The organism is Kitasatospora sp. NPDC008115 (assembly GCF_042957205.1).
Taxonomy (GTDB): Bacteria; Actinomycetota; Actinomycetes; order Streptomycetales; family Streptomycetaceae; genus Kitasatospora.
Map to the genome: position 1 here is coordinate 1 of NZ_JBIBHU010000052.1, position 21,874 is coordinate 21,874.

13 protein-coding genes are annotated in these 21,874 nt (G+C 70.2%); 8 read left to right on the top strand and 5 right to left on the bottom strand.

Annotated features, from left to right (window positions below):
* Positions 1 to 96: 96 nt before the first annotated feature.
* Entirely contained in the window at positions 97 to 330 is a 234-nt protein-coding gene (locus tag ACFZBX_RS35875; protein ID WP_391538003.1) for a DUF397 domain-containing protein, read from the bottom strand.
* A complete protein-coding gene (locus tag ACFZBX_RS35880) occupies positions 327 to 1,187 on the bottom strand; it encodes a helix-turn-helix domain-containing protein (protein WP_391538004.1) in 861 nt (286 codons plus the stop codon). The genes ACFZBX_RS35875 and ACFZBX_RS35880 overlap by 4 nt, the downstream gene beginning before the upstream one ends.
* A gap of 168 nt (positions 1,188 to 1,355) precedes the next feature.
* Between ACFZBX_RS35880 and ACFZBX_RS35885 the strand changes: the two genes are divergently transcribed.
* Both ACFZBX_RS35885 and ACFZBX_RS35890 read left to right on the top strand, forming a co-directional pair.
* Entirely contained in the window at positions 1,356 to 1,814 is a 459-nt protein-coding gene (locus tag ACFZBX_RS35885; protein ID WP_391538005.1) for an ATP-binding protein, read from the top strand.
* A gap of 64 nt (positions 1,815 to 1,878) precedes the next feature.
* The gene (locus tag ACFZBX_RS35890; RefSeq protein ID WP_391538006.1) at positions 1,879 to 2,688 is read left to right on the top strand and encodes an alpha/beta fold hydrolase; all 810 of its coding nucleotides are present in this window, start codon (positions 1,879 to 1,881) and stop codon (positions 2,686 to 2,688) included.
* A gap of 155 nt (positions 2,689 to 2,843) precedes the next feature.
* Here ACFZBX_RS35890 and ACFZBX_RS35895 read toward each other — a convergent pair whose 3' ends face one another.
* Positions 2,844 to 7,220 carry a LamG-like jellyroll fold domain-containing protein gene (locus ACFZBX_RS35895; RefSeq protein ID WP_391538007.1) on the bottom strand — a complete coding sequence of 1,459 codons (4,377 nt, stop codon included), beginning with the start codon at positions 7,218 to 7,220 and terminating at the stop codon, positions 2,844 to 2,846.
* Between the two features lie 472 nt (positions 7,221 to 7,692).
* Here ACFZBX_RS35895 and ACFZBX_RS35900 point away from each other — a divergent pair, with 472 nt between their 5' ends.
* A complete protein-coding gene (locus ACFZBX_RS35900) occupies positions 7,693 to 14,760 on the top strand; it encodes an RHS repeat domain-containing protein (RefSeq protein WP_391538008.1) in 7,068 nt (2,355 codons plus the stop codon).
* 115 nt (positions 14,761 to 14,875) lie between these two features.
* Here ACFZBX_RS35900 and ACFZBX_RS35905 read toward each other — a convergent pair whose 3' ends face one another.
* Positions 14,876 to 15,292: a hypothetical protein gene (locus tag ACFZBX_RS35905; protein WP_391538009.1), complete on the bottom strand. Its 417-nt coding sequence runs from the start codon at positions 15,290 to 15,292 to the stop codon at positions 14,876 to 14,878.
* Positions 15,293 to 16,503: 1,211 nt separating this feature from the next.
* Here ACFZBX_RS35905 and ACFZBX_RS35910 point away from each other — a divergent pair.
* The 3 genes from ACFZBX_RS35910 (at position 16,504) to ACFZBX_RS35920 (ending at position 19,529) form a co-directional block, all read left to right on the top strand.
* Entirely contained in the window at positions 16,504 to 16,680 is a 177-nt protein-coding gene (locus ACFZBX_RS35910) for a hypothetical protein (protein ID WP_391538010.1), read from the top strand.
* A gap of 77 nt (positions 16,681 to 16,757) precedes the next feature.
* Positions 16,758 to 17,744, top strand: a complete 987-nt coding sequence (locus ACFZBX_RS35915) for an aldo/keto reductase (RefSeq protein ID WP_391538011.1) — start codon at positions 16,758 to 16,760, stop codon at positions 17,742 to 17,744.
* A 261-nt stretch (positions 17,745 to 18,005) separates the two neighbouring features.
* Positions 18,006 to 19,529 carry an FAD-dependent monooxygenase gene (locus ACFZBX_RS35920; RefSeq protein WP_391538014.1) on the top strand — a complete coding sequence of 508 codons (1,524 nt, stop codon included), beginning with the start codon at positions 18,006 to 18,008 and terminating at the stop codon, positions 19,527 to 19,529.
* A 33-nt stretch (positions 19,530 to 19,562) separates the two neighbouring features.
* Here ACFZBX_RS35920 and ACFZBX_RS35925 read toward each other — a convergent pair whose 3' ends face one another.
* Complete coding sequence (locus tag ACFZBX_RS35925) at positions 19,563 to 20,423, bottom strand: hypothetical protein (RefSeq protein ID WP_391538012.1); 861 nt, start codon at positions 20,421 to 20,423, stop codon at positions 19,563 to 19,565.
* A 313-nt stretch (positions 20,424 to 20,736) separates the two neighbouring features.
* Here ACFZBX_RS35925 and rpe point away from each other — a divergent pair, with 313 nt between their 5' ends.
* Together rpe and ACFZBX_RS35935 are read left to right on the top strand one after the other, a co-directional pair.
* A complete protein-coding gene (rpe, locus tag ACFZBX_RS35930) occupies positions 20,737 to 21,420 on the top strand; it encodes a ribulose-phosphate 3-epimerase (RefSeq protein ID WP_380750402.1) in 684 nt (227 codons plus the stop codon).
* A 131-nt stretch (positions 21,421 to 21,551) separates the two neighbouring features.
* On the top strand, positions 21,552 to 21,874 hold a 323-nt coding region (locus tag ACFZBX_RS35935; RefSeq protein WP_391538013.1), incomplete at its 3' end, for a pirin family protein.

Below are 21,874 nucleotides of genomic sequence, written 5' to 3' on the forward strand. Positions count from 1 at the left end.
TGCAGATGTCGCAATCCACACCGAGCCAGAAGGCCCTCACTCATTTCAAGATCACCACACCGTGAACCCCGTCACCAACCTCCGTGGTCAGTACAGCTAGGCGGTGAAGTGGGGGGAGCGGGACTCGACGGCCTTGACGAACGCGGCCCATTCGGCGTGGTCGAAGGCGAGGTGGGGCCGGTCGGGGTTCTTGTCGTCGCCGAGCCAGACATCGCCGTTGGGGAACCGGGCGATGATCACACAGTCGCCGTTGCCGTCACCTGAGAAGGGGGACTTGGACCAGTCGGCGTCAGCGGGGTTGTGGTCGTAGGGGTCGTGCTTCTGGCTCACGTCAGCTCTTCCAACTTGCGTTCAAGGGCGGTGATGGTGTCCTCGGGGGACAACGAGTTCTGCTTGACACGGCCTATGGCGCGTTCGGCCCGGCGGACATCGCGTCCCGTCCTACGCGGGAGCATACCGCCGACGGCCTCGATGAATACGAAGCCGTTCTCGGGGTCGCCCGGGAACCGGAGGAGCGTGAGGCCTGACGAGAGAATGCCTGGTCGTCCTGCGCTCAGCGGGACCATGCGCAAGGTGACGTTGGGCAGTTGGGCGACCTTGACGGCGTGGCGGAGCTGTTCCACCATGACCGTCCGGTCGCCGGCGATCAGCAGTGCGACCTCACCGAAGTAGGCCTCCAGAGCGAGGGTCGGTTCCTCGGTGAGCCGGCGCTGGCGAAGGATGCGGACCTCGGCCCCGGCCTCGACGCGTTCCTCGTTCGGGGAGTCGAGTCCGGCGGCGATCATCTCCTTTGCGTATCCCTCGGTCTGGACCAGACCCGGGAACCCGGCCGGGAAGTAGTTCAGCATGTTTGAGGCCTCGGCTTCGAGTGCCAGGTACTCCGCGAAAGCCGGCGTGATCGCCTCGGCGTAGTCCAGGTTCCGCCACCACTGCTTCGGCGGGCCGCTGCCGAGGAGGTTCTCGTAGTACTCCCGGTCCGCGCCGGTGACTCCGTAGTAGTCGAGGAGCGTTGCGAGGTCCTTGGGACCGACGGGCTGCTCGGCGCGCTCCATCTTGCTGAGGCGGGCGGCACTCCAGCCATCCAGACCGCTTGTGACCTCCAGGAGCTTCTTGTTCTGCTCCAGCCGCAGGGCTCGCAGTTCGTCGCCGAGTCTGATCTGCCGGATCGTGGAGAGGTCGGTGGTCAAGTAGGTCCCTCCCTTCGGATGTTGAGGCCCAGTCTTGCCTCACGCGGCGCCGCGACTCAAGCCGCTTTCAAGATCCACCGATTTTCTAAGGTGTTCTGTTGTGCTTTCGATTCACAAGGGTCCACACTCAACGTGACCGAACGGACACGCTCCCGAAGGGGCCTCGCCATGTCCACCTTCCCCAGACCCGTCCTCCGCACCTGGGAGACCTCCCTCACCGACCACAGCGCCTCGGTGCGGGCCGCCCGCCGCCACATCCGTGACCAGCTCACCGCCTGGGGGTGGACCGGGGACCGGGTGGACGACCTCGTCCTCATCGCCTCCGAACTGGTCACCAACGCCGTCGTCCACGCTTGCCAGGGACAGGGTGAAGTGCGGCTCTACCTCCAGGAGTTCGACGGCGACTGCCGGTTCGAGGTCTGGGACCCGCGCCACGATCTCCCGCTCCAGGAGCGCCGGCCGCGGCGCTCCAACGAAGGCGGTCGCGGGATCGACCTGGTGGCTGGGCCCCGTCGCCCATCACCCTCGGTGAGACCGCCGCCGTCCCCGCGCCGTCCCCGCGCCGTTCCCGCGCCGTTCCCGCGCCGTCCCTGCGCGGCCTCCAATCCGCTCATCCGACCGGTGTGACGGGGGTGTGTCACGCTGGTGGGTGGGGCATTGCCGGTACACGGCCGAGGTCGGGAGGCTCGCGATGGCCGAGATCAGGGTGAACGGGGTGTCGCTGTACTACGAGGCCCGGGGTGCCGGGCCGGGACTGGTGCTGGTGCACGGGTCCTGGACGGACGCCGACAGCTGGGCGCGCGTCCTGCCGGGGCTCGCGGAGGAGACCACGGCCGTCGCGTACGACCGGCGCGGGCACAGCCGCAGCGAGGACCTGCTCACCCAGGGTTCCGTGTACGAGGACGCCGCCGACCTCGCCGCCCTGATCGTCGGCCTGGGGCTCGCGCCGGCCTACGTCTGCGGCGACTCCTACGGCGGCCTGATCGCCCTCCGCCTCGCCGCCGCCCGCCCGGACCTGCTGCGCGGCGTGGCCGTCCACGAGCCACCCGCCACCGGCACCCTGCTCGCCGACCCGGAGCTGCGGCCCTTGGGCGTCGCCTTCGCCGAACGGATCTCGGCGGTCCGCGAACTCCTCGAACAGGCCGAATCGGCGGCGGCGGCCGAGCGCTTTGTCGACACCATCGCCTTCGGGCCGGGGGCGTGGGAGCAACTCCCGGCGCCGGTCCGCCACACCTACATCCGCAACGCGCCGACCTACCTCGACGAACTCCGCGACCCGGACGCCCTCGACCTCGACCTCACCGCCCTCAACCGCTTCACCGAACGCGTCCTCCTCACCCAGAGCGACGACAGCGAACCCATGTACGGCGAGATCCTCGACCTGATCGACCTCTCCCTCCCCAAACCCGAACGCCACCTCTACCCCAACGCCGGTCACGCTCCGCACCTGACCGAACCCGAATCCTGGGTCCGCACCACCCTCCCCCGCGCCCTGGGGTGACCCCCACCCCGGGGGCGCGAACCCCCGGCCGCGCGCCCCCTTGGGTGGTGCCCGGCTGCCGCTGCCGGCGCTCGGCTCGGGCGGAACGCCGAGGGCCCCGCCGACGTGGGTCGGCGGGGCCTCGGGCGTGGTAGCTCAGGTCAGCTCAGGTCGGCTCAGCTCAGCTGGGCCTCGGCGGACCAGCGCTGGTTGGCGTTGCCGTTGCACTGCCAGATTCCGACCTCCGTGCCGTTCGCGGTGTTCCAGCCCGGCAGTTCCAGGCAGGTGTTGGTGGCGGGGCTGTACAGCGTGCCGTCGAAGCGGCGGACCCAGGTCTGCCTCAGGTCGGAGCCGTTGCACGCCTGGATCTGGATCTTGGAGCCCCACTGCGCCGGGTTGTCGTTGATGCCGAGGCAGCGGTCGGCGGCGTTGGGGAGCTTGATCTTGTTGTCGCTGGTCAGCGTGAAGTGCTGGTTGGCTCCGTTCCAGCAGTCGTACACCTTGACGAGGGTCCCCACGCCGCCGCCCCAGTTGTCCAGGCACTTGCCCGGGCTGTAGGAACTGTGGATCTGCACCGAGGAGTTGGTGGTGGCCAGCGCCTGCGCCTGCGGCTCGGTGAACGTGTAGGGGTACACCCGCACGTCACTGATCGCGCCCTGCAGCAGGCCCTCCGGCGTGGTGTACCGGTCGGTGGTCGAGCCGCCGATGTTCAGGCTGCCGTTGGCCCGCCAGGAACTCGGGACCTGGGCCGATCCGGTGACGCGACCGTTCACGTACAGGGTGATGGTTCCCGCCGGGGCGTTGTAGGTGCCGACCAGGTGGGTCCACCTCCCCGGCGTCGGGGCGATGTTGTCCACGGCGCTGTAGTACGCGTTGGTGTTGCGGTAGTCCTCGCCCGGCAGGACGAAGGCCCACCGGTTGAACGCGGCGGAGTACTGGAGGTAGAACGGGCTGCGCTCCTGGCCGGTCAGCGTGACGACGTTCTGGTAGCCACCGGGGTTGTCGAGCCTGGCCCAGGCGGCGACGGTGTAGCTCTGGCTGGTGTCGATGCCCGCCTGGTTGGTGGAGCGGTAGAAGTTCGACGAGCCGTCGAAGGCGGTGGCCTTGCCGGCCAGGCCGTTGTGGTCGGCGGTCCGGGTGTAGGCGTTCGGGTAGAGCGCGTTGGCGGTGTTGCTGTCCAGGTCGGTGGAGCCGTCGAGGGCCCACCAGAGCGGGTTGACCGAGGTGTCGGCGATCCGCACGGGTCCGATGTGCCAGGCCATGCCCGCGTTGGTGCTGCCGGGGTTGGTGGTTTCGCCCCACCAGATGTCGATCTGCCCCGAGGTGTTCTTGCCCCACAGGGTGGGCGAGCCCTTGCCGGTGAGGTCACCGTCCGAGCCCAGCGTCGGCCAGCCGTCGACCGGAACGGCGCCGATCTTGACGCTGTTGGCGATCCCGGTCAGCGTCGGCACGTTCGGGGTCGTGCCGTCGGCGCCGATGACGGGGTTCCCGTACTTGTCCGTGGCGGGAACGGTGCCGGTGCCGAAGGTGTAGGCGAGCAGGTCGCCCTTGGCGCCGTCGGCGCCCTGCTCCAGGTTGCGGGCCCAGAGGCCCGGGTGGCCCTGCTTGGCCCAGTCACCCGGGGCGATGAGCTCCTTGTTCTTCCAACCGGAGGCGGCCAGCCGGACGGGCTTGCCCAGGACGTTCGCGTCGGTCGCGGGGTAGTACCAGAGGGCGGCGTCGGTGCCGTTCGCGGTGCTTTCCACGGTCAGCAACCCGCTCTTGTTCTTGAACTGGAGCTTGTAGTCCAGGTTCGTGTTCACCGGGTCGCCGAGGCTGGCCACCCGGAGCGTGTTCGACCAGTCCGTCGCGTTGTACCCGGGAACCGTGAGCCAGGAGCAGTCCTCGGTGCCGGTCGTCACGCACTTGGGCTTGCCGAGCTCGGCCTTCGAGTCGATACGCCCGTAGTAGCCGGTGACGCCGGGGTTTCCGTAGATCAGGAGCTTCGGGTCTCCGGGAGCGTGCGCGACCACGTCGTCGATGTTGTTCCCGCCCGTGAAGGTACCCCGGTGGGCGAACTGGACGTTGTTCCAGCCGTTGCCGGTGGGCGAGTCCTTGCCCTGGGCCACCAGGCTGACGGCCGGGCTCTTCGCGACGGGGTTTCCGGGGACGCTGTAGGACCGGAGGTTGCCGGCCTGGTCGGTGGTCACGATGTCCGGCGCGCTGTCGCCGGTCACGTCACCGAACACGGGCGGCGGACCGTCCGGGTTCCAGGGAACGTAGAACGCGTACGGTGCGACCGCGGAGAGGTTGCGGGCGTTGTCCATCACCTGGATGTAGCCGATGTTGGTGCCCCAACGCCCCGGCAGGACGCGGATGCCGCCCTGCGGCAGGTCGCTGCCGCACTGCCACGGGGCGTTGCTGAACTGCGGCTCCCAGGAGAAGCGGGCGCACATCACGCCGGAGGGCGTGCCGCCCGAGGGCGCCGTGTCGACGGCGCTGAACGGGACGATGCCCCATTCGCCCGCGCGCTTCCTCGTCACCTGGCCGTTCCCGGACGGCGGGAACCGGTCGGCGAGTTCGGCGTCGGACAGGGTGTCGTACATGCTCTTGACGATGAGGGTCGGTGGCGTCAGGTCGACACCGAACCGGCAGGTGGGCGTCGAGTCGGACATCGCGACCAGCTTGTCGGTGGAGTGCGTGCTCCAGCCGTAGACGTGGCCGTCCTTGATCACGTCGCCGCGGACGTTGAACGCGGCGTTGCCGCCGTTGGCCGTCTCGGCGGAGTACCCGCCGTCGACATCGGGCGCTCCGGGGATGCTGTAGTCCCAGATGTGCGACCAGGAGTAGAGCGAGGTCTGCACGGGGCTGTGCACGTTCGCGTTGAGGGTCAGCGCGCCGTTGAAGTTGCTTCCCGCGCTGAGCCAGCCGAGGGTCGAGCCGTTGCAGCCCTGGTCCGTCCCCCACGGCACCGTGGTGGCCGGCGCCGGTGAGGCGGCCGGGTTGGTGGGGGTCCCGGGAGCGCGGTCGTACTCGACCTCGATCACCGGCCGGTAGTCCAGCCGCTTGAACGCCATCTTGTCGGCCTCGTTGCGCGCGCGCAGGCCGAACGTGACGGTGTCGTGCCAGGGGGCGTAGTTCTGGAAGACGGAAGTGACGTCGTACTGGAACTGCACGCTGTCGTTGCAGCCCGGCTGTCTGGCACCCGCCACCTGGGCCTCGCCCAGCCGGCCTCCGATGATGCCGGGTTCGTTGTTCCAGGTGGTCTGGGTGCTGATATCGCCGGTCTGGTAGAGGTCGACGGTGTACGACGTGGTGCACGAGAAGGCGGACGACTCGTACTCCCAGACCGACATCGTGGCCTTGTTGACGATGGTGCCCGGGTACCCGCGGACGTCGAACTGGAAGTACGACCGCTCGATGCCCTTGTCGTCCACGTAGCCCTGGTACCCGACGCCCGGGCGGGCGTACTTGCCGTGGGAGGCCGTCGTCTGCCCGTACCGGGGGGTGTTGGGGTAGCCCTGCTGGGTCCACGTCCAGGCGTTGCCCTCACGCCGGTCCGGGATCCACCCGGGATCGATGAACCAGGGACCCTGCCCCTGGCCCAGGACCGACTGATCGGGGGTCAACTCGATGGCGCCGCCGGAAACGGTGGTCGCCATGCTGGCGACCTTGGCGCCCGGGGCGGGGCCGTCCGCGCTGCTGACCGGGCCGGGGGCCGTCGGCGCTTCGGCGCCGTCCGCCGGCGCCGCCTGGACGGTCTTGCTCTGCGCGGTGTCCGGAGCGGCCGGGGCCTGCGTGCTGGAGCTGTCCCACATCTGGGGGACGGGGGCGTACCACCGGACCTTGCCGTCCTTGCCGGTGGCCGAGAGGTTCCCCGACGCGTCGGCGGTGACCGTGATGTCCTTGGTCGTGGTGCCGAACCGGAGCGTCGTGAGGCGCGGGTCCTTGGCGGCCTCGGCGGTCTTGACGATCAGGACGGTGGAGAGGCCGCCGTACTTGTCGGCGGTGACCTTGAGGTCGACGCCGGCGATGACTTCGGGGTAGATCAGCCCGTCGCCGTCCTCGTCCATGACGGGGGTGGTGAGCGGGAACGGCGAGTCGATCGCGAGCGTTTCCCCGTCGGGGCCGGTGAGCGTGCCGAGGGGACCGGGGCCGCCTCCGGACAGGTGCACACCGGCGGCGGCCGCCGCCGGCCGGAAGCCGCCCGCCGGGTCGGCGACGAGCCCGGCGTCCAGCGTGACCCAGCTCCCGTCGGCCCGCTGGACGCGCTGCTGGTCAGGGTGCTGGGTGCGGGCGAGGCGGCCCTCGGGGGTGGCCGCCGTCTCGCTGTACGCATCGGTCAGTTCGGGCACCGGCACGCGCTTGCCGGTGGCCTTGGCCTCGGCGATCGCCTTGTCGGCAGCGGTGACGACGGGCTTCTGCCCGGCGCGCTCGGCGTCGGCCTCGGCGATGGTCTTCGCGAGCTCGGGCGGGACAGCCGAGGGCTCGGGGCCGGTGGTGGTCGGTGCGGCATCGGCGGCGAGGGCGAAGGTGGCGGGTGCCACCGGGGTGAGGGCCAGAACGAGCCCCACGGCGGCGGCGGTCAGTCGCGGAGACCGGAGTCTGCTGCGGTGGCGCGCTGCGGAGTGAGCCCCGGGCGGAGCGGAAGGCATGGGTGGGTCTCCATTGCGGTGGTGCTTCGGGCTGCTGTGAAGGATCCGTGAAGATCGGAAGCGCAGGTCACCGAGCAAGGTGCCGCAGTCGCCGACGGTGCGTCAACAGCTTTGCCGTGGCGCTTTGTCCATTTTGAGCGTGAGCGAACCACTTTGCTTTCAGTATGATGTCGGTCACATGGACCAAGATCGTCAATTTGCTCGCGCAGCTCGCTAAGCTGGCCCTACTGTCCCGCCCACAGTTGTCTGTCCACACCTGCGTCCAGGTGTGCTGATCACCCGTGGGGTTTCAGTGACTTTTCATCATGTCCGTCCGGATCGGCAGGTCGGAGGGGGTGCGCCGCCACCGGGGCCGAGGAGATCGCACCTCGCCGTCGTCAGCACGCTGGCCGTGCTCGGCGCGCTCCTGGTGCCGACGGCGCCGGCGCTCGCCGCGCCGGCCGGCGACGACAAGGACGACCGGATCTGGTCGCCGCCGAACACCCCGTTGCCGAAGACGGAGCCCGTCCCCGGCGTCAGCGAGACCCCGAAGCCGACCCGCCCGGACACGGGTACGCCGAACTGGGTTCCCCCGAAGGATGAGCCGCAGCGGCCGTCGGGCTCCGCCCTCGCGGTGCTGGATGCGGCGCCGGCGGCCGGAACGAAGGCCGCTCGCACCGGGCCCGACGGCGTCGAGGTCCAGGAGTCGGCTGCCGGGGCCTCCAGGCAGGCCGGCGAGCTGCCGGTCTGGCTGGCCCCGGTCGCTCCGGCCCGGGCCTCGGCCGGCGTCCCGGTCGAGGTCGGCGTCGCCGATGAGAAGGCGGCGGCCGCAGCCGGAGTGCAGGGCCTCGTCGTCTCGCTGTCGCGCGCCGAGCAGGCGGACGCCACCACGGTGCGGGTGGGTCTGGACCTGTCCGGCGTCGGGTTCGGCGGCGACTACGCCGAGCGGGCGCGGCTCGTATCGCTCCCGGCTTGTGCGCTCACCACGCCGGAGGTGGCCGACTGTCTCACCAGGACTCCCGTTCCCTCGCACTACGACCCGCAGACGAAGCGGCTGGTCGTCGACGTCGAACTCCCGGCCGTGGAAGCGGCGCCGGCGCAGCAGGCACAGGAGCAGACGGAGTCGAAGTCGGCGGAGCTCGCACCGGCGGGCGCGTCCGCCGCACCGGCGGCCGCGTCGGCGCCGATGGTGCTGGCGACCGAGACGACCCCGTCCAGCGGTCTCGGCAACTACAGCGCAACGTCTCTGACGTCAAGTCAGGCATGGACTGCGGGAAGCTCCTCGGGCTCCTTCACCTACAACTACCCCATCCAGTCGCCGCCCACTCTGGGCGGCTCGGCTCCGCAGATCGCGCTCGGCTACGACTCCGCCTCGGTCGACGGCCGGACGTCGTCGACCAACTCCCAGGCGTCATGGATCGGCGACGGCTGGGACCTCAGCGCGGGCTTCGTCGAGCGCTCCTACAAGTCGTGCGACAAGGCGGGCATCGCCAACTCCGCGGACCAGTGCTGGGGCGGGGCCAACCTGACCCTCGCGATGGGCGGGCACTCGGGTGAGCTGATCCCGGACGACACGTCCTGCGTGGCCGGCAGCGCCCAGGACGAACAGTCCAAGTGCACCTGGCGGCTGAAGAACGACGACGGGACCAAGGTCGAGTTCCTGACCGGCGCCACCAACGGCACCTGGAACGGCTCGTACCTGAAGGTCACCGACACGGCCGGCACGGTCTACTACTTCGGGCTGAACCACCTGCCGTCCGCGGCCGGTACGCCCACCACCACCGGCCCGGACAGCCGTTCCGCCTGGACGGTGCCGGTCTACTCGCCGTCCGCCGGCGGCAGCGGCAAGCCGGCCGACCCGTGCTACGACGCCGCCAAGGGCCAGGGCTCCTGGTGCCAGATGGCGTGGCGGTGGAACCTCGACTACACCGTGGACGTCCACGGGAACCTCACCACCTACAGCTACGCACCCGAGACCAACTGGTACGCGCGCGGCACCGGTACGGGCACCAACACGGAGTACACCCGTGGCGGGACGCTCGCGTCGATCGGCTACGGCCAGCTGCTCTCCGACCAGCTCGGTGCGAACGGTGGCCACCTGCCCGCCGCCAAGATCGATTTCGAGACGGGCGAGCGCTGCGACCTCGGGACCGCCGGCTGTGACCCGGGCCAGCGCGTCGCGTCGCACTGGCCGGACACGCCGCTCGACAAGCTGTGCACCCAGCAGGGGGTCTGCTCCAACCGCGGTCCGAGCTACTGGTCGACCAAGTGGCTCGACGCCGTCACCACCTCGATCCGCTCCGGCGGGTCGTACCGCCCGGTGGACCGCTACGTACTGACCCACACCTTCAAGGACTCGTACAACGCCGACAACAAGGAGAACACCAGGATCCCCTGGCTCCAGTCGGTCAAGCGCACCGGCAAGGACAACTTCAACGGGCAGACCGAGCAGTCGCTCCCCGAGGTCACCTTCGCGGACGTGCTCCTGCCCAACCGCGTGGACGGCCTCGTCCCGGCCCGCTCGCGCTACTACCGCCCGCGCATGAAGCAGATCACCACGGAGACCGGCGGCCGGATCACCGTCTCCTACCAGGGTGATTCGTGCATGCGCACGACGGGCAAGATGCCGGCCTCGGCCGACAACAACGCCATGAGCTGCTACAGCGTCAAGTGGTTCGACACGGGCGAGGGCAAGACGATCGACGACTGGTTCCTTCGCTATCCGGTCGCCACTGTGACCGTGGACCCGAACTCCGACCTCACCGCCGGCTCGCTGGCCCAGGTGACCTCCTACGAGTACGGTCCCGCCGCGTGGCACCGCAACGACGGAGCCCTGGTCGACGACGCCTACCGCACCTGGGACCAGTTCCGCGGGTACGCCAAGGTGACCGCGGTGACCGGCTCCGGCCAGGACGGCCCGAAGGCCAAGACCTCGACCAGCTACTACCAGGGCATGGACGGGGACCTGAACGCCAACAAGGACGCCCGCTCGGTCACGGTCGCGGGCCCCACCAGCGGCGCCAAGACCGACTCCGACTGGCTGTCGGGCCGGGTCCTTGAGAGCAACGTCTACGCCGACGCCGACGCCACCACCCCCGAGTCCTCGACCGTCAACACCAGCAGCGACCCCGTCGTCCGGGCCACCCACAAGCGGACCGGCCTGCCGGACCTGGTCGCCCGGTATCCGGCGACCATCTCGACCGGCGTCACAACGGTCCGGACGAGCACCGGCACCCGGCAGACATCGACGGTGACCAAGACCGACAAGGACAGGAACAACCGGGTCAAGTCCTCGCTGACCAAGGCCGACGGCACACCCGACATCTGCACGCGCACGGCCTACGCGGCCGGCGCCAACCCGCAGATGACCGGTCTGGTGTCGGAGGTCCTGACCGTGTCCGGCGCCGACGCCTGCGACGCGCCCGCCACCGCGGCCAACACCGCCGCCGGCACGCGCACGCTGTACGACGGTCTGGCGCACGGAACCGCCGGCGCGAAGGGCGAGGCCACCGGCGCACAGGTGCTGGACCGCTACGACGGTGCCAACGCCCAGTGGGTCACCACCGGGTCCAGCACCTATGACGCCTACGGTCGCGCGGCCACCGTCACCGACCTGACCTCCACCGACACCGCCAACGCCGGCGGCGCCGTGGTGACCAACTCGTACGGCTCGGCCAACCCCGGCGAGCTGCCCAACAGGACCGTGACCGGAACCCCCGCCCCGGCGGGCGCCCCGGACGCCGGAGGCCGGCGGGAGAGCACGGTCACGCTGAACCCGGCCCGGGCCCTGCCGATCACCACCACCGACCCCAACGGCCGGACCGCCACGCAGTCGTACGACGCGCTCGGCCGCCTCAAGGCGGTGTGGACCCCCGGCCGGGCGACGAACTCGACGGCGAACCTCACCTTCGACTACGCCGTGAACGGCACGTCGACGCCGTCGGCGATCACCAGCCGTGCGCTGCGGGCCAACGAGACCTACGCGGTCTCGACCCAGATCATGGACGGTCTGGGGCGCGTGCTCCAGACCCAGGCCGACCCGGCGCTCTCCGCCTACCACGGCCGGTTGGTCACCGACACCTTCTACGACTCGCAGGGCCGGGTGAACCGGGCCTTCGCGTCCCACTACGATGACACGTCCGGTCCGAACACGGTCCGCTTCAACGCCGTTCCGGCGCAGGTGCCGGGCCAGACCTACACCGTCTTCGACGGCATGGGCCGGCCGGTGAGCTCGCAGTTCATCGCCCTCGGCGTACCGCAGAACACCACGACCACCTCCTACCCCGGCGCCGACCGGGTGGACATGACGCCCCCCGCCGGCGCGACCGCGACCAGCACGGTCACGGACGGCCGAGGCCGCACGGCCGAGTTGTGGCAGTACCGGACGCCGACCGCGACCGGCAACCGGGCCGACGCGGACGTCACCGGCTACACGTACACCCCGGCCGGCCAGCCCGCGACCCGGGTCGACTCCGCCGGCAACACCTGGAGCTACGGCTACGACCAGCTCGGGCGCCAGATCCGCGCCGACGACCCGGACACCGGTGTGTCGACGCGTACCTACGACGGTGCGGGCCGCCTGGCCACCACCACCGACGCGCGCAACCAGACGGTCGCGATCACCTACGACCTGCTGGGCCGCAAGACCGGCACCTACAACGGCAGCGTCAGCCCGGCGAACCAGCTCACCCGCTACACCTACGACACCGTGGCCAAGGGCCAGCCGGCCGACGCCACCCGCTTCGTCGGCGGCGCGGGCGGCAGCAGCTACACCAAGTCCGTCACCGAGGTGGACACGGCGTACCGCCCGACCAAGACCTCGGTCTCGATCCCCGGCAGCGAGATCGGCAAGACCGGTCAGGTGTCCTTCAACTACACGGCGCTCTACGACCCGATCACCGGTGCGCCACTGCAGGACGGCCGGGCCGCCGCCGGTGACCTGGCCGAGGAACGGATCACCTACGGCTACGAGTACTACGGGCTCCTGCACACCCTGTCCGGGGCGGGTGACCTCTACCTCCGTCAGGCCGACTGGGACGCCTACGGCCGCAACATCCGCTCGACGGTGAATCCGTGGGGCACCCAGATCGTCGCCACCAACACCTACGACGAGTCCACCGGGCGCGTCCTCACCCAGTACGTCGACAAGCAGACCGCGACCACCGGTACGGTCCAGAACACCACGTACGCCTACAACCAGGCCGGTCAGATCACCGCGATCCGGACCGTCCCGAACAACACCCCGTCCGCGACCGACCTCCAGTGCTTCACGTACGACTACCTGGGGCGGCTGAAGACGGCGTGGAGCGACACCGGCAGGCTGGAGCAGCCGACGCCCTCGCTCGCCGGGCAGGGCGCCTGCAAGAACGCGACGCCCACCAGCGGCGCCGTGGCGCCGGCCAAGACCACGGTCGGCGGCAGCGCCGCCTACTGGCAGGAGTACACCTACGACCTGACCGGCAACCGGACCAAGCTGGTGAACCGCGACCCCGCCGGTGACCCGGCCAAGGACCTCACGGTCGCCCAGACGTCCCCGGCCCCGGGCACCCGCAACACGCCCACCACGGCGGCCAACACCGGCGGCGGCACCGGCGGTCCGCACGCGCTGTCGAGCACGACCAGCACGTACGGCTGGTCCTCGTGGGGCACCGGCGGTAACCAGTACGACGCGGCCGGCAACACCACCCGGATCACCAACCCGGGCGGCAACCGGGAGCTCAAGGCGGGCTTCGTCCTGAAGTCGGGCGAGACGGTGCGCTCCAACAGCATGCAGCTCTCCATGCAGGCCGACGGCAACCTCGTCCTCACCTCGCTGCGCAGCGGTCAGGCGCTCTGGGCCTCCAACACCCAGAACCACCCGGGCGCCCGGGCCACCATGCAGGACGACGGCAACTTCGTGGTCTACGACCCCCAGGGCGCCGCGCTGTGGTCCACCCAGACCACGGCGGGTGCCGGCAGTGGCTACTTCGCGGTCGTGCAGGACGACGGCAAGTTCATCGTCTACGCCCCGGGCTACCAGTCCAAGTGGGGAACCCCGACCTGGAACGCCACGGACGCCGCCAACGGCGCCTCGCTGACCTGGGACGTCGAGGGCAAGCTCGCCTCCCTCACCCAGGGCACCGCGACCACGACGTACGTCTACGACGCCGACGGCAACCAGCTGCTGCGCCGCAACCCGGGAAAGGTGACCGTCAACCTGGGCGGCGGTGACGAACTCACCTACAACACCATCACCCAGGTCAGCACCGGAACCCGCTACTACGGCATCCCCGGCGGCATCACGCTCGTCCGCCAGGGCCCGAACAAGCTGACCTACCAGTTCGCCGACCACCACGGCACCAACTCGCTGTCCATCGACCGCACCACCCTGGCCGAGTCCCGCCGAGCCACCGACCCCTTCGGTGCCCTCCGCGGCCCCGCCTCCCTGTCCACCCCCTGGTCCGGCGACAAGGGCTTCGTCAACGGCCTCAAGGACGACATCACCGGCTTCACCAACCTGGGCGCCCGCCAGTACCAGCCCAGCACCGGCCGCTTCCTGAGCCCCGACCCGATCTTCGACGCCGGCGACCCCCTCCAGTGGAACGCCTACGCCTACAGCAACAACAACCCCGTCAACCGCTCCGACCCCAACGGCCTCAAGTCCGAGGAATGCGGCACGCTGTACGACTGTGGTTCGGCCGGCACCATCACGATGAAGAACGCGGCCGAAACCACGGAAAATTATGTTCCAACGGAAGCGAGGACGCGCCTAGTTGACTCCGATGCCGCCTTCTCGAACACGGACCGAGTGGTTTGGCACGGCTTGAGACTTGGCGCGGAATATCGCCGCACTACTCGCTTCTCGTTTTACGTGAAGCCTGATGGGGCATCTCCTTACTTGCGAAAGTCTGAAGGGAGCGTGGGGGAGAAGGTTACGCCTTCCGAAATGCAGGCATGTGCAATGGCGCCAGGAAATTGCCTGACCTACAAGGCCGTGGGCGAGTGGGCTTTGGGTATGGTTGATGCCAATGTCTCACAGGCGACTGAGGATGCAAATCCTGGAACCAAGAACGCGTTCCGGCACTTCATCTGGAGGGCCAGGCTCGAGCTGGATATGGGTTCTGGCGATGCGGACATATATGCCGATGCGCATGAGGCTTGGCATTCTCTGTCGGAGACGACCGACCATCTGGCCGATCTCTACAATAATGTCATTGCGACTTCGATTGGCCGGAGGGCTCAAGGGGTGAGGCAGCAGGCCGTGAATAGTGTGGTGAATTCGCGGACGGCCCATGACCTGGATGGCGATGAGATTGACCGTGCGATTTCCGAGGCCAACAAGAAGGGATATGACGCTGCAATTGATTTCATTGTATCCGAAGCGAAGCGGGTGGTAGGCGACGGGAAGTTTGCCCGCGCGGACGACTTTCCCGACATCCTGAATAGCACTCCGAATGGATTCTTCTACAATGGATCGTTCAGTCCGGGGATTGCCGGGTAGCGTCGCTTCGGTTGTGCTGTAAAACTGCCCGACCTGCAGCGAGTGGAATGCTGGCTGCAGGTCGGGTGTTCAATTGGGGATTTGATTGGCGCTGGTGGGCGAACGGACTTCGGCTCTAATTTTCGATGCAAACGTGTTTGCGAACGGCTGCCACAATGCGCTGGCCGTCATCGTGAGAGAGGGGGAAACTCCCATCTCCGCCGAAGATTTCCAGCGCCTTCTCCACAACGCGCTTCGCGTCGTCGCCGCGCCTGATGTCGCGGCAGACCAGCATGGCTTTGAGTTCGGGGCTCCCGTAGCGGAGTTCTGGATTGATGGCTCCCAGGGAGGTGACCAAGCCGGCTACCGCCGTGGGGTCTGGGGTGGGCCACGCGGTGGTCGCCGGCGAGGTGGCAGCCTGGGTAGCCCCCGTGTCGACGCCCCAGTCGCTCTGGCTTCGGCTCTCATAGAGCCAGCCCGCCAAGAAGATGACGGCTGTTGTGGCAACAGTGAGCGCTGAGGCTACTACTGCCTGATGCATGCGGGATGACATGGCGCCATTTTTTCAGCTGGGGAGCAAGAATGGAACCCGGGAAGTTGGTCATGCGTCAAGGTGAAGTGCAGGATGGAGTCTGGGTCTAAGTTTGGAGTAGGAGTGGCAGGACTTTCCTGTCGTCGCTACTTCGACTCTGGCGCTTCTTCTGGAAATTCCTGCGAATGGCAACCGGCGAGGCCGGCCTGCGGATGTCGACATAACTCACGATGATCAACGGTGACCGTCTCCGCCTGCTGACCAGCCCCATGGTGAGCGTGAACCACTGCTGAGGATCGGGCACTTATTCGTCCTCGCCACAGGGCTCCTCGGAGTGGTTCCTGGCGCACGCTCTCGACAACGGGGCCGGGCAGCAGCAGGTGGTCCTCCTCGGGATAGTCCCTGCCGAACCGACCGTGACAGGCGGCCAAGCGCTCGTCCACGGACAGCCGGAGCACTCCGCGCCGCTGCAACCAGCTCGCCGACACGGTGCAACTTGGTGAGGAGCACCTGGTCCAGCTGGTCCCAGACCCCGGCCTCTTGCCAGTCCCGCAGCCGTTTCCGGCAGGTCATACCCGAGCCGAAGGGAGCTCCTGCGGCGGGCGGCCGATCCTGCGAAGCCGCTGCTGCCGCACCGGCAGCAGCGGCTCGATCCGGTCCCACAGGTCGTCGGACGCCAACCGCGGCGGTCTCTTCCCCACAGCTCACTCAACGACCTGCCGAACGAACAGACATGGGCACGTCGCCCTCCTGTTGGCCTCTCTTAAGCTGGCCGAGTCCGGCACGACGGGCAGGGGAGGGCCGCCTGATGTCCGCCCCGCGCGCCTGGTCGCCGACGCCTGGTCCTCGATGCTCCGCGTCCTCCTCGCCTACCGCCGCTCGCCCGGGCTGCTGGCCGTCTCGCTGGCCGTGCCGGTGCTGATGGTGGTGGTGTTCGGCTACGTGTTCGGCAGAGCCATCGCCGTCCCCGGGGCATCGAGCGCCACGGCCACGGGCGGCTACCGGGAGTTCCTCATGCCCGCCCAGACCCTCGCCGACCTGCTGGTCAGCGTGCTCGTCCTGGCCCTGCTGGCGGCGGTCGGACTGGCCGTCGGCCGGCGGATCCGCGCCGGACTCGCGGACGCCGCGGCCGGGCAACTGGCCGTCGCCGTCTTCCCGTTGGCGATGGTCACCAACGCCTTCGTGCCCACCGGCGGCATGCCCGGCCGGCCGCGCTCGCCGACTGGAACCCGATGGGCGCCGTCGTCCGGGTCGGACGCGATCTGTTCGGCAACCCGTCTGTCCCGGCCGTCGCCTGGCCGATGCAGAACGCCGTCCCGGCCACCCTGCTCTGGTGTGCGCTCCCGCTGCTGCTCTGCGGGCCGCCCGCGGTGCGGAGGTTCGCCACGTACGGGACCCGCGGGCGCTGACCGTACGCCTGTGCGACCCGTGTCCCACGGGGTGAAATGTGCTGGACAGTACGGTCGGTGCGGCTCAGGGTGGCTCCATGGAGTTCACCCACCTCGGCCGCACCGGCCTCACCGTCTCCCGACTCTGCCTGGGCACCATGAACTTCGGCCCGCACACCGAGGAGTCGGACGCCCACCAGATCATGGACCGCGCCCACGAACTGGGCATCAACTTCTTCGACACATCGAACAGTTACGGCCGCGACCCGGAGGGGAACCAGAAGGGGCGCACCGAGGAGATCATCGGCCGCTGGTTCGCCAAGGGTGACGGCCGTCGCGAGCGCACCGTGCTCGCCACCAAGGCCTACGCCCCGATGGGGGACTGGCCGAACGAGGGCCGGCTCTCCGCGCTCGCCATCCGCCGCGCCGTCGAGGCCAGCCTGCGCCGCCTCGGCACCGATCACATCGACCTCTACCAGATGCACCACATCGACCGGGACACGCCCTGGGAGGAGATCTGGCAGGCGATGGAGGTCCTGGTCGCCCAGGGCAAGATCATCTACGTCGGCTCCAGCAACTTCGCCGGCTGGCACATCGCCCAGGCCCAGGAGGCCGCCCGCAGCCGCCACTTCCTCGGCCTGGTCAGCGAGCAGTCCCTCTACAACCTGCTCGACCGCACCATCGAGCTGGAGGTGATCCCCGCCCTCCAGCACTACGGACTGGGCCTGCTCCCGTGGTCCCCGCTGCGCAGCGGCGTCCTCAGCGGCGCGCTGAAGAAGGAGCGCGAGGGCGGCCTCGTCCGGGGCGCGATGACCCATGCCGGCGAGATCCTGGAGGCCAACCGGCCCCGCATCCAGGCCTACGAGGACCTCGCCGCCGAGGCCGGCGAGCACCCGGCCGACCTCGCGCTCGCCTGGCTGCTCTCCCGCCCCGCCGTCACCGCCCCCATCGTCGGCCCGCGCACCCTCGCCCACCTCGACGCGGCCGTCCACGCCCTCGGCATCAAGCTCGACGACGAGGTCCTCGCCCGCCTCGACACCCTCTTCCCGGGCCACAAGCCGGCCCCGGAGGACTACGCCTGGTAGCGGCCGCGGCCGCGGCCGGAGACGGCACCGTGCCCGCTCTTCGCCTCGCCGAAGAGCGGGCACGGGCGCAGGTGCGGGCGCAGGTGCGGGCGCAGGTGCGGGATGGTTCGCCGGGGTGGTGAAAGCACAGGGGCAACGAGGGATGTCCACTCGTTGCCACTCTCAACGTATAGCGCACGGGGGGCCTTGCGGCAAGGGGGAGGGGGAGGCGCAGAATCCGTCGGCAGGTGAACGGGAACGACGGTACGGGAGCAACTGGTGATGCACGTGGACCTGGACGTGGATACGGACGTGGTCGTGGTCGGCGGTGGGCCGACCGGGCTGATGGTGGCGTGCGAGCTGCGGCTGCACGGCGTCGGTGTGGTCGTGCTGGAACGGCGTGCGGAGCGGGGCGGGGAGTCGCGCGGGCGCGGGTTGCACGCCCGTAGCGTGGAGATCATGGACCAGCGGGGCCTGCTGGAGCGGTTCCTCGCGGTGAGCGAGAAGTTCCAGGTGGGCGGGCTGTTCGGCGGCGTCATGGCGCCCTGGCCGGAGAGCCTGGACACCGCCCACCCGTACGGGCTGGCCACCCCGCAGGCGGTCACCGAGCGGCTGCTGGAGGAGCGCGCGCTCGAACTCGGGACGGTGATCAGGCGCGGGTGCGAGGTCACCGGCCTGAGCCAGGACGCGGACGGCGTGACCGTCGCGCTGGCGGACGGCGGGCACCTGCGCTCGCGCTACCTCGTCGGCTGCGACGGCGGGCGCAGCACGGTCCGCAAGGCCCTCGGCGTGGGCTTCCCCGGCGAGCCCGCCACGGTGGAGACGCTGATCGGCGACCTCGAACTGGCCGCCGACCCGGCCGAGGTGGCCGCCGTGGTGGAGCGGGTGCGCCGGACCGAGCTGCGGTTCGGCGTGGCCCCCGACGTGGACGGCCGGCCGGGCGTCGCGCGGGTGATCGTGCCGGCGGACGGCGTTGCCGAGGACCGTGCGACGCCGCCGACCCTGGAGGAGTTCAAGGCGCGGCTGCGGGCCGTCGCGGGCACCGACTTCGGCGCCCGCACGGGGCACTGGCTCTCCCGGTTCGGCGACGCCACCCGGCAGGCCGAGCGCTATCGCCTCGGCCGCGTGCTGCTGGCCGGCGACGCCGCGCACATCCACCCGCCGACCGGCGGCCAGGGCCTCAACCTCGGTGTGCAGGACGCGTTCAACCTGGGCTGGAAGCTCGCCGCCGAGGTCGAGGGCTGGGCGCCGGAGGGCCTGCTGGACAGCTACCACGCGGAGCGCCACCCGGTCGGCGCCCGCGTGCTGACGAACACCCGCGCGCAGATGACCCTGCTCGGCAGCGCGTCGGGGCCGACCGCGCTGCGGGAGCTGTTCACGCGGCTGATGGAGGTCGAGGAGGTGAACCGTTACGTGACCGGGATGATCACCGCCCTCGACGTCCAGTACGACGCCGGCGACGGGGACCACGCACTCGTCGGCCGGCGCCTGCGCGACGTCCGGCTGTCGGGGGACCGCCGGCTCTACGCGCTGATGCACGGAGGTCGCGGCCTGCTCCTCGACCGCACCGGCGGCGACAGGCTCTCGGTGGACGGCTGGACCGGCCGCGTCGACCACGTCGCCGACATCGGCGGTACCGCCGGAACCGCCGACACTGCCGGAACTGCCGACACCGCCGCGGACTTGGACGCCCCCGCCGTCCTGCTCCGCCCGGACGGCCATGTGGCCTGGGCCGGGGACGACCCGCAGGGGCTACGCACCGCGCTCACCAGGTGGTTCGGCGCCCCCGGCGTCACCCCGAAGTGACGCCAGGGCCGCCAGGGCCGCCGGGGCCGCAGGTCAAGCGGTGGTGGTGGCCGGCAGGCCGATCGGGTTGATCGGTGGCAGCGCGGTGCGACAGAGGGCCGAGATCGGCTTGAGAGCGGCGGCGAGCCGGTCCAGGTCGGCGCGCGGGTGGTTCTCCCACACCCGGGCGGCCGCGAGGTCGGTGGCCGCCTCCAGGGACTGGTGACGGATGCGGCCGCACTCGGTGATGGTGCCGCGTTCGGTGAGCCAGCCGCGTTCCGTCAGCCGGTCGGCTGCCGCGTCCCACTCGGCGTCGGTCCAGCCGCGCACCGGCTGCAGGGCCTCGCGCCGCACGTCCAGGGCGCAGCGCACCACCAGCGCCTCGCAGCCGTCGAGCCCCGCCGAGACCAGGGCGGCGATGTGGCCGTCACCGCGGTGCTCGCGCATCACGGTGGCGGCCTGCCAGAGGCGCCCGTACAGGTCGGCAGGGCGGGGGAGGGCGGCGTTGGCGGCGGCCAGCACCCGGCCCGCGCAGTCCAGCCGGGTGACGGCGTCCTCCAGCAGGTCGGCCGCCAGTTCGACCTGCGCCGGGTCGACGTGCTCCAGCAGCCGCCGCAGCGCCGCCGAGGCGCCCGCGGCCCGGGCGGCGAGCGCCGTCTCCGGGTCGGCGAGCTTCCAGATGGCCGGCAGCGCGCGCTCGATCGGGGCGGGCGCGAAGTTGAAGAACGCCGCGATCACCGGCGTCGCGTCCACCGGGCCGAGCGGGGCGGCCCGGCCGGCGAAGTAGCTGCGTGCGACACCGCTCAGACCCACCGCCTCGAACGCGCCGAGGCCCTCCGGGGTGAAGTAGGTGACGGCGTGCACGGGTTCGAAGAGCCACCACAGGGCCCGGGCGGGATGGACGAGATCGGCCAAGGGGAGGACCTTCCTCGGTGAGGGAGCGGGCGTGCCGTACGGGTGTTCCCGTACCGGCTCTCGTACAGGCTGATGACCACGGCGGCGGCCACGATAACCCGCCCGGGGTGTGATGACGGTCACGCGGAGGTCTCGGTGGTGACACGCGGCCGACGGCGCGCGAGATGATGGCCGGGGGCGCGCCTCGCGCGCCGGGCCCCCGGCCGTTCCCTCGGCAGACGGCACGACGGCACGACGGCAATTCGGTAAGACGGCAATTTGGTAAGACGGCATGACGGCAAGAACACGACGGCAAGAAGAGGTAGCAGGCTCCATGGCGCAGATCAATCCCAGTATCCTGTCCGCGGACTTCGCCCGGCTCGCCCAGGAGGCCGAGGCCGTGCGGGGCTCGGACTGGCTGCACGTCGACGTGATGGACAACCACTTCGTGCCCAATCTGACCCTCGGCATCCCGGTCGTCGAGTCGCTCGCCCGGGCCACCGACATCCCGCTCGACTGCCACCTGATGATCGAGGACCCGGACCGTTGGGCCCCCCAGTACGTGGAGGCCGGCGCCGGCTCGGTGACCTTCCACGTCGAGGCCGCCGCCGCCCCCGTCCGGCTCGCCCGCGAGATCCGGGCCAAGGGCGCCCGCGCGTCGATGGCGCTCAAGCCGGGGACGCCGATCGAGCCCTACGAGGACCTGCTGCCCGAGCTGGACATGCTGCTGATCATGACCGTGGAGCCGGGCTTCGGCGGCCAGGCGTTCCTGGACATCATGCTGCCGAAGATCCGCCGGACCCGGGAGCTGATCGCCAAGCACGACCTGGAACTGTGGCTCCAGGTCGACGGCGGCGTCTCGGCGAGCACCATCGAGCGCTGCGCCGAGGCCGGGGCGGACGTCTTCGTCGCCGGCTCGGCGGTGTACGGCGCCGAGGACCCGGCGGAGGCGGTCGCCAAGCTGCGCACCCTCGCGGAGGGCGCGAGCGCCGACGCCTGGTGGGCCTGCGGGCACTGAGCCCCGGCCGGGTGGTCCCCGCTGGAGGATCGCCGTGCCCTGGTGGAGGATCGTTTCGACGACCCCTCCGGCCGGGCGCGGCGATCCCGCGATCCCCACCCCGGCCCCCTGCGCACGGCGGTGACCGCCCCATGAGCAACCTCGACACCAGACCCGCCCCGACCATCTGCGGCGGCGAGCGCGACACCGGCCCGGTCCGCGACCTGCTGACCGCCCGCCGGGTCCCGCTCGGCGAGAGCACGGTCGTCCGGCGTCTCCTGCCGAACCTGGGTCGTCGGATGGTGGGCGCGTGGTGCTTCGTGGACCACTACGGTCCGGACGACATCGCCGACGAGCCGGGCATGCAGGTGCCCCCGCACCCGCACATGGGCCTGCAGACGGTCAGCTGGCTGCACGCCGGCGAGGTCCTGCACCGCGACAGCCTCGGCAGCCTCCGGACGGTGCGCCCGCGCGA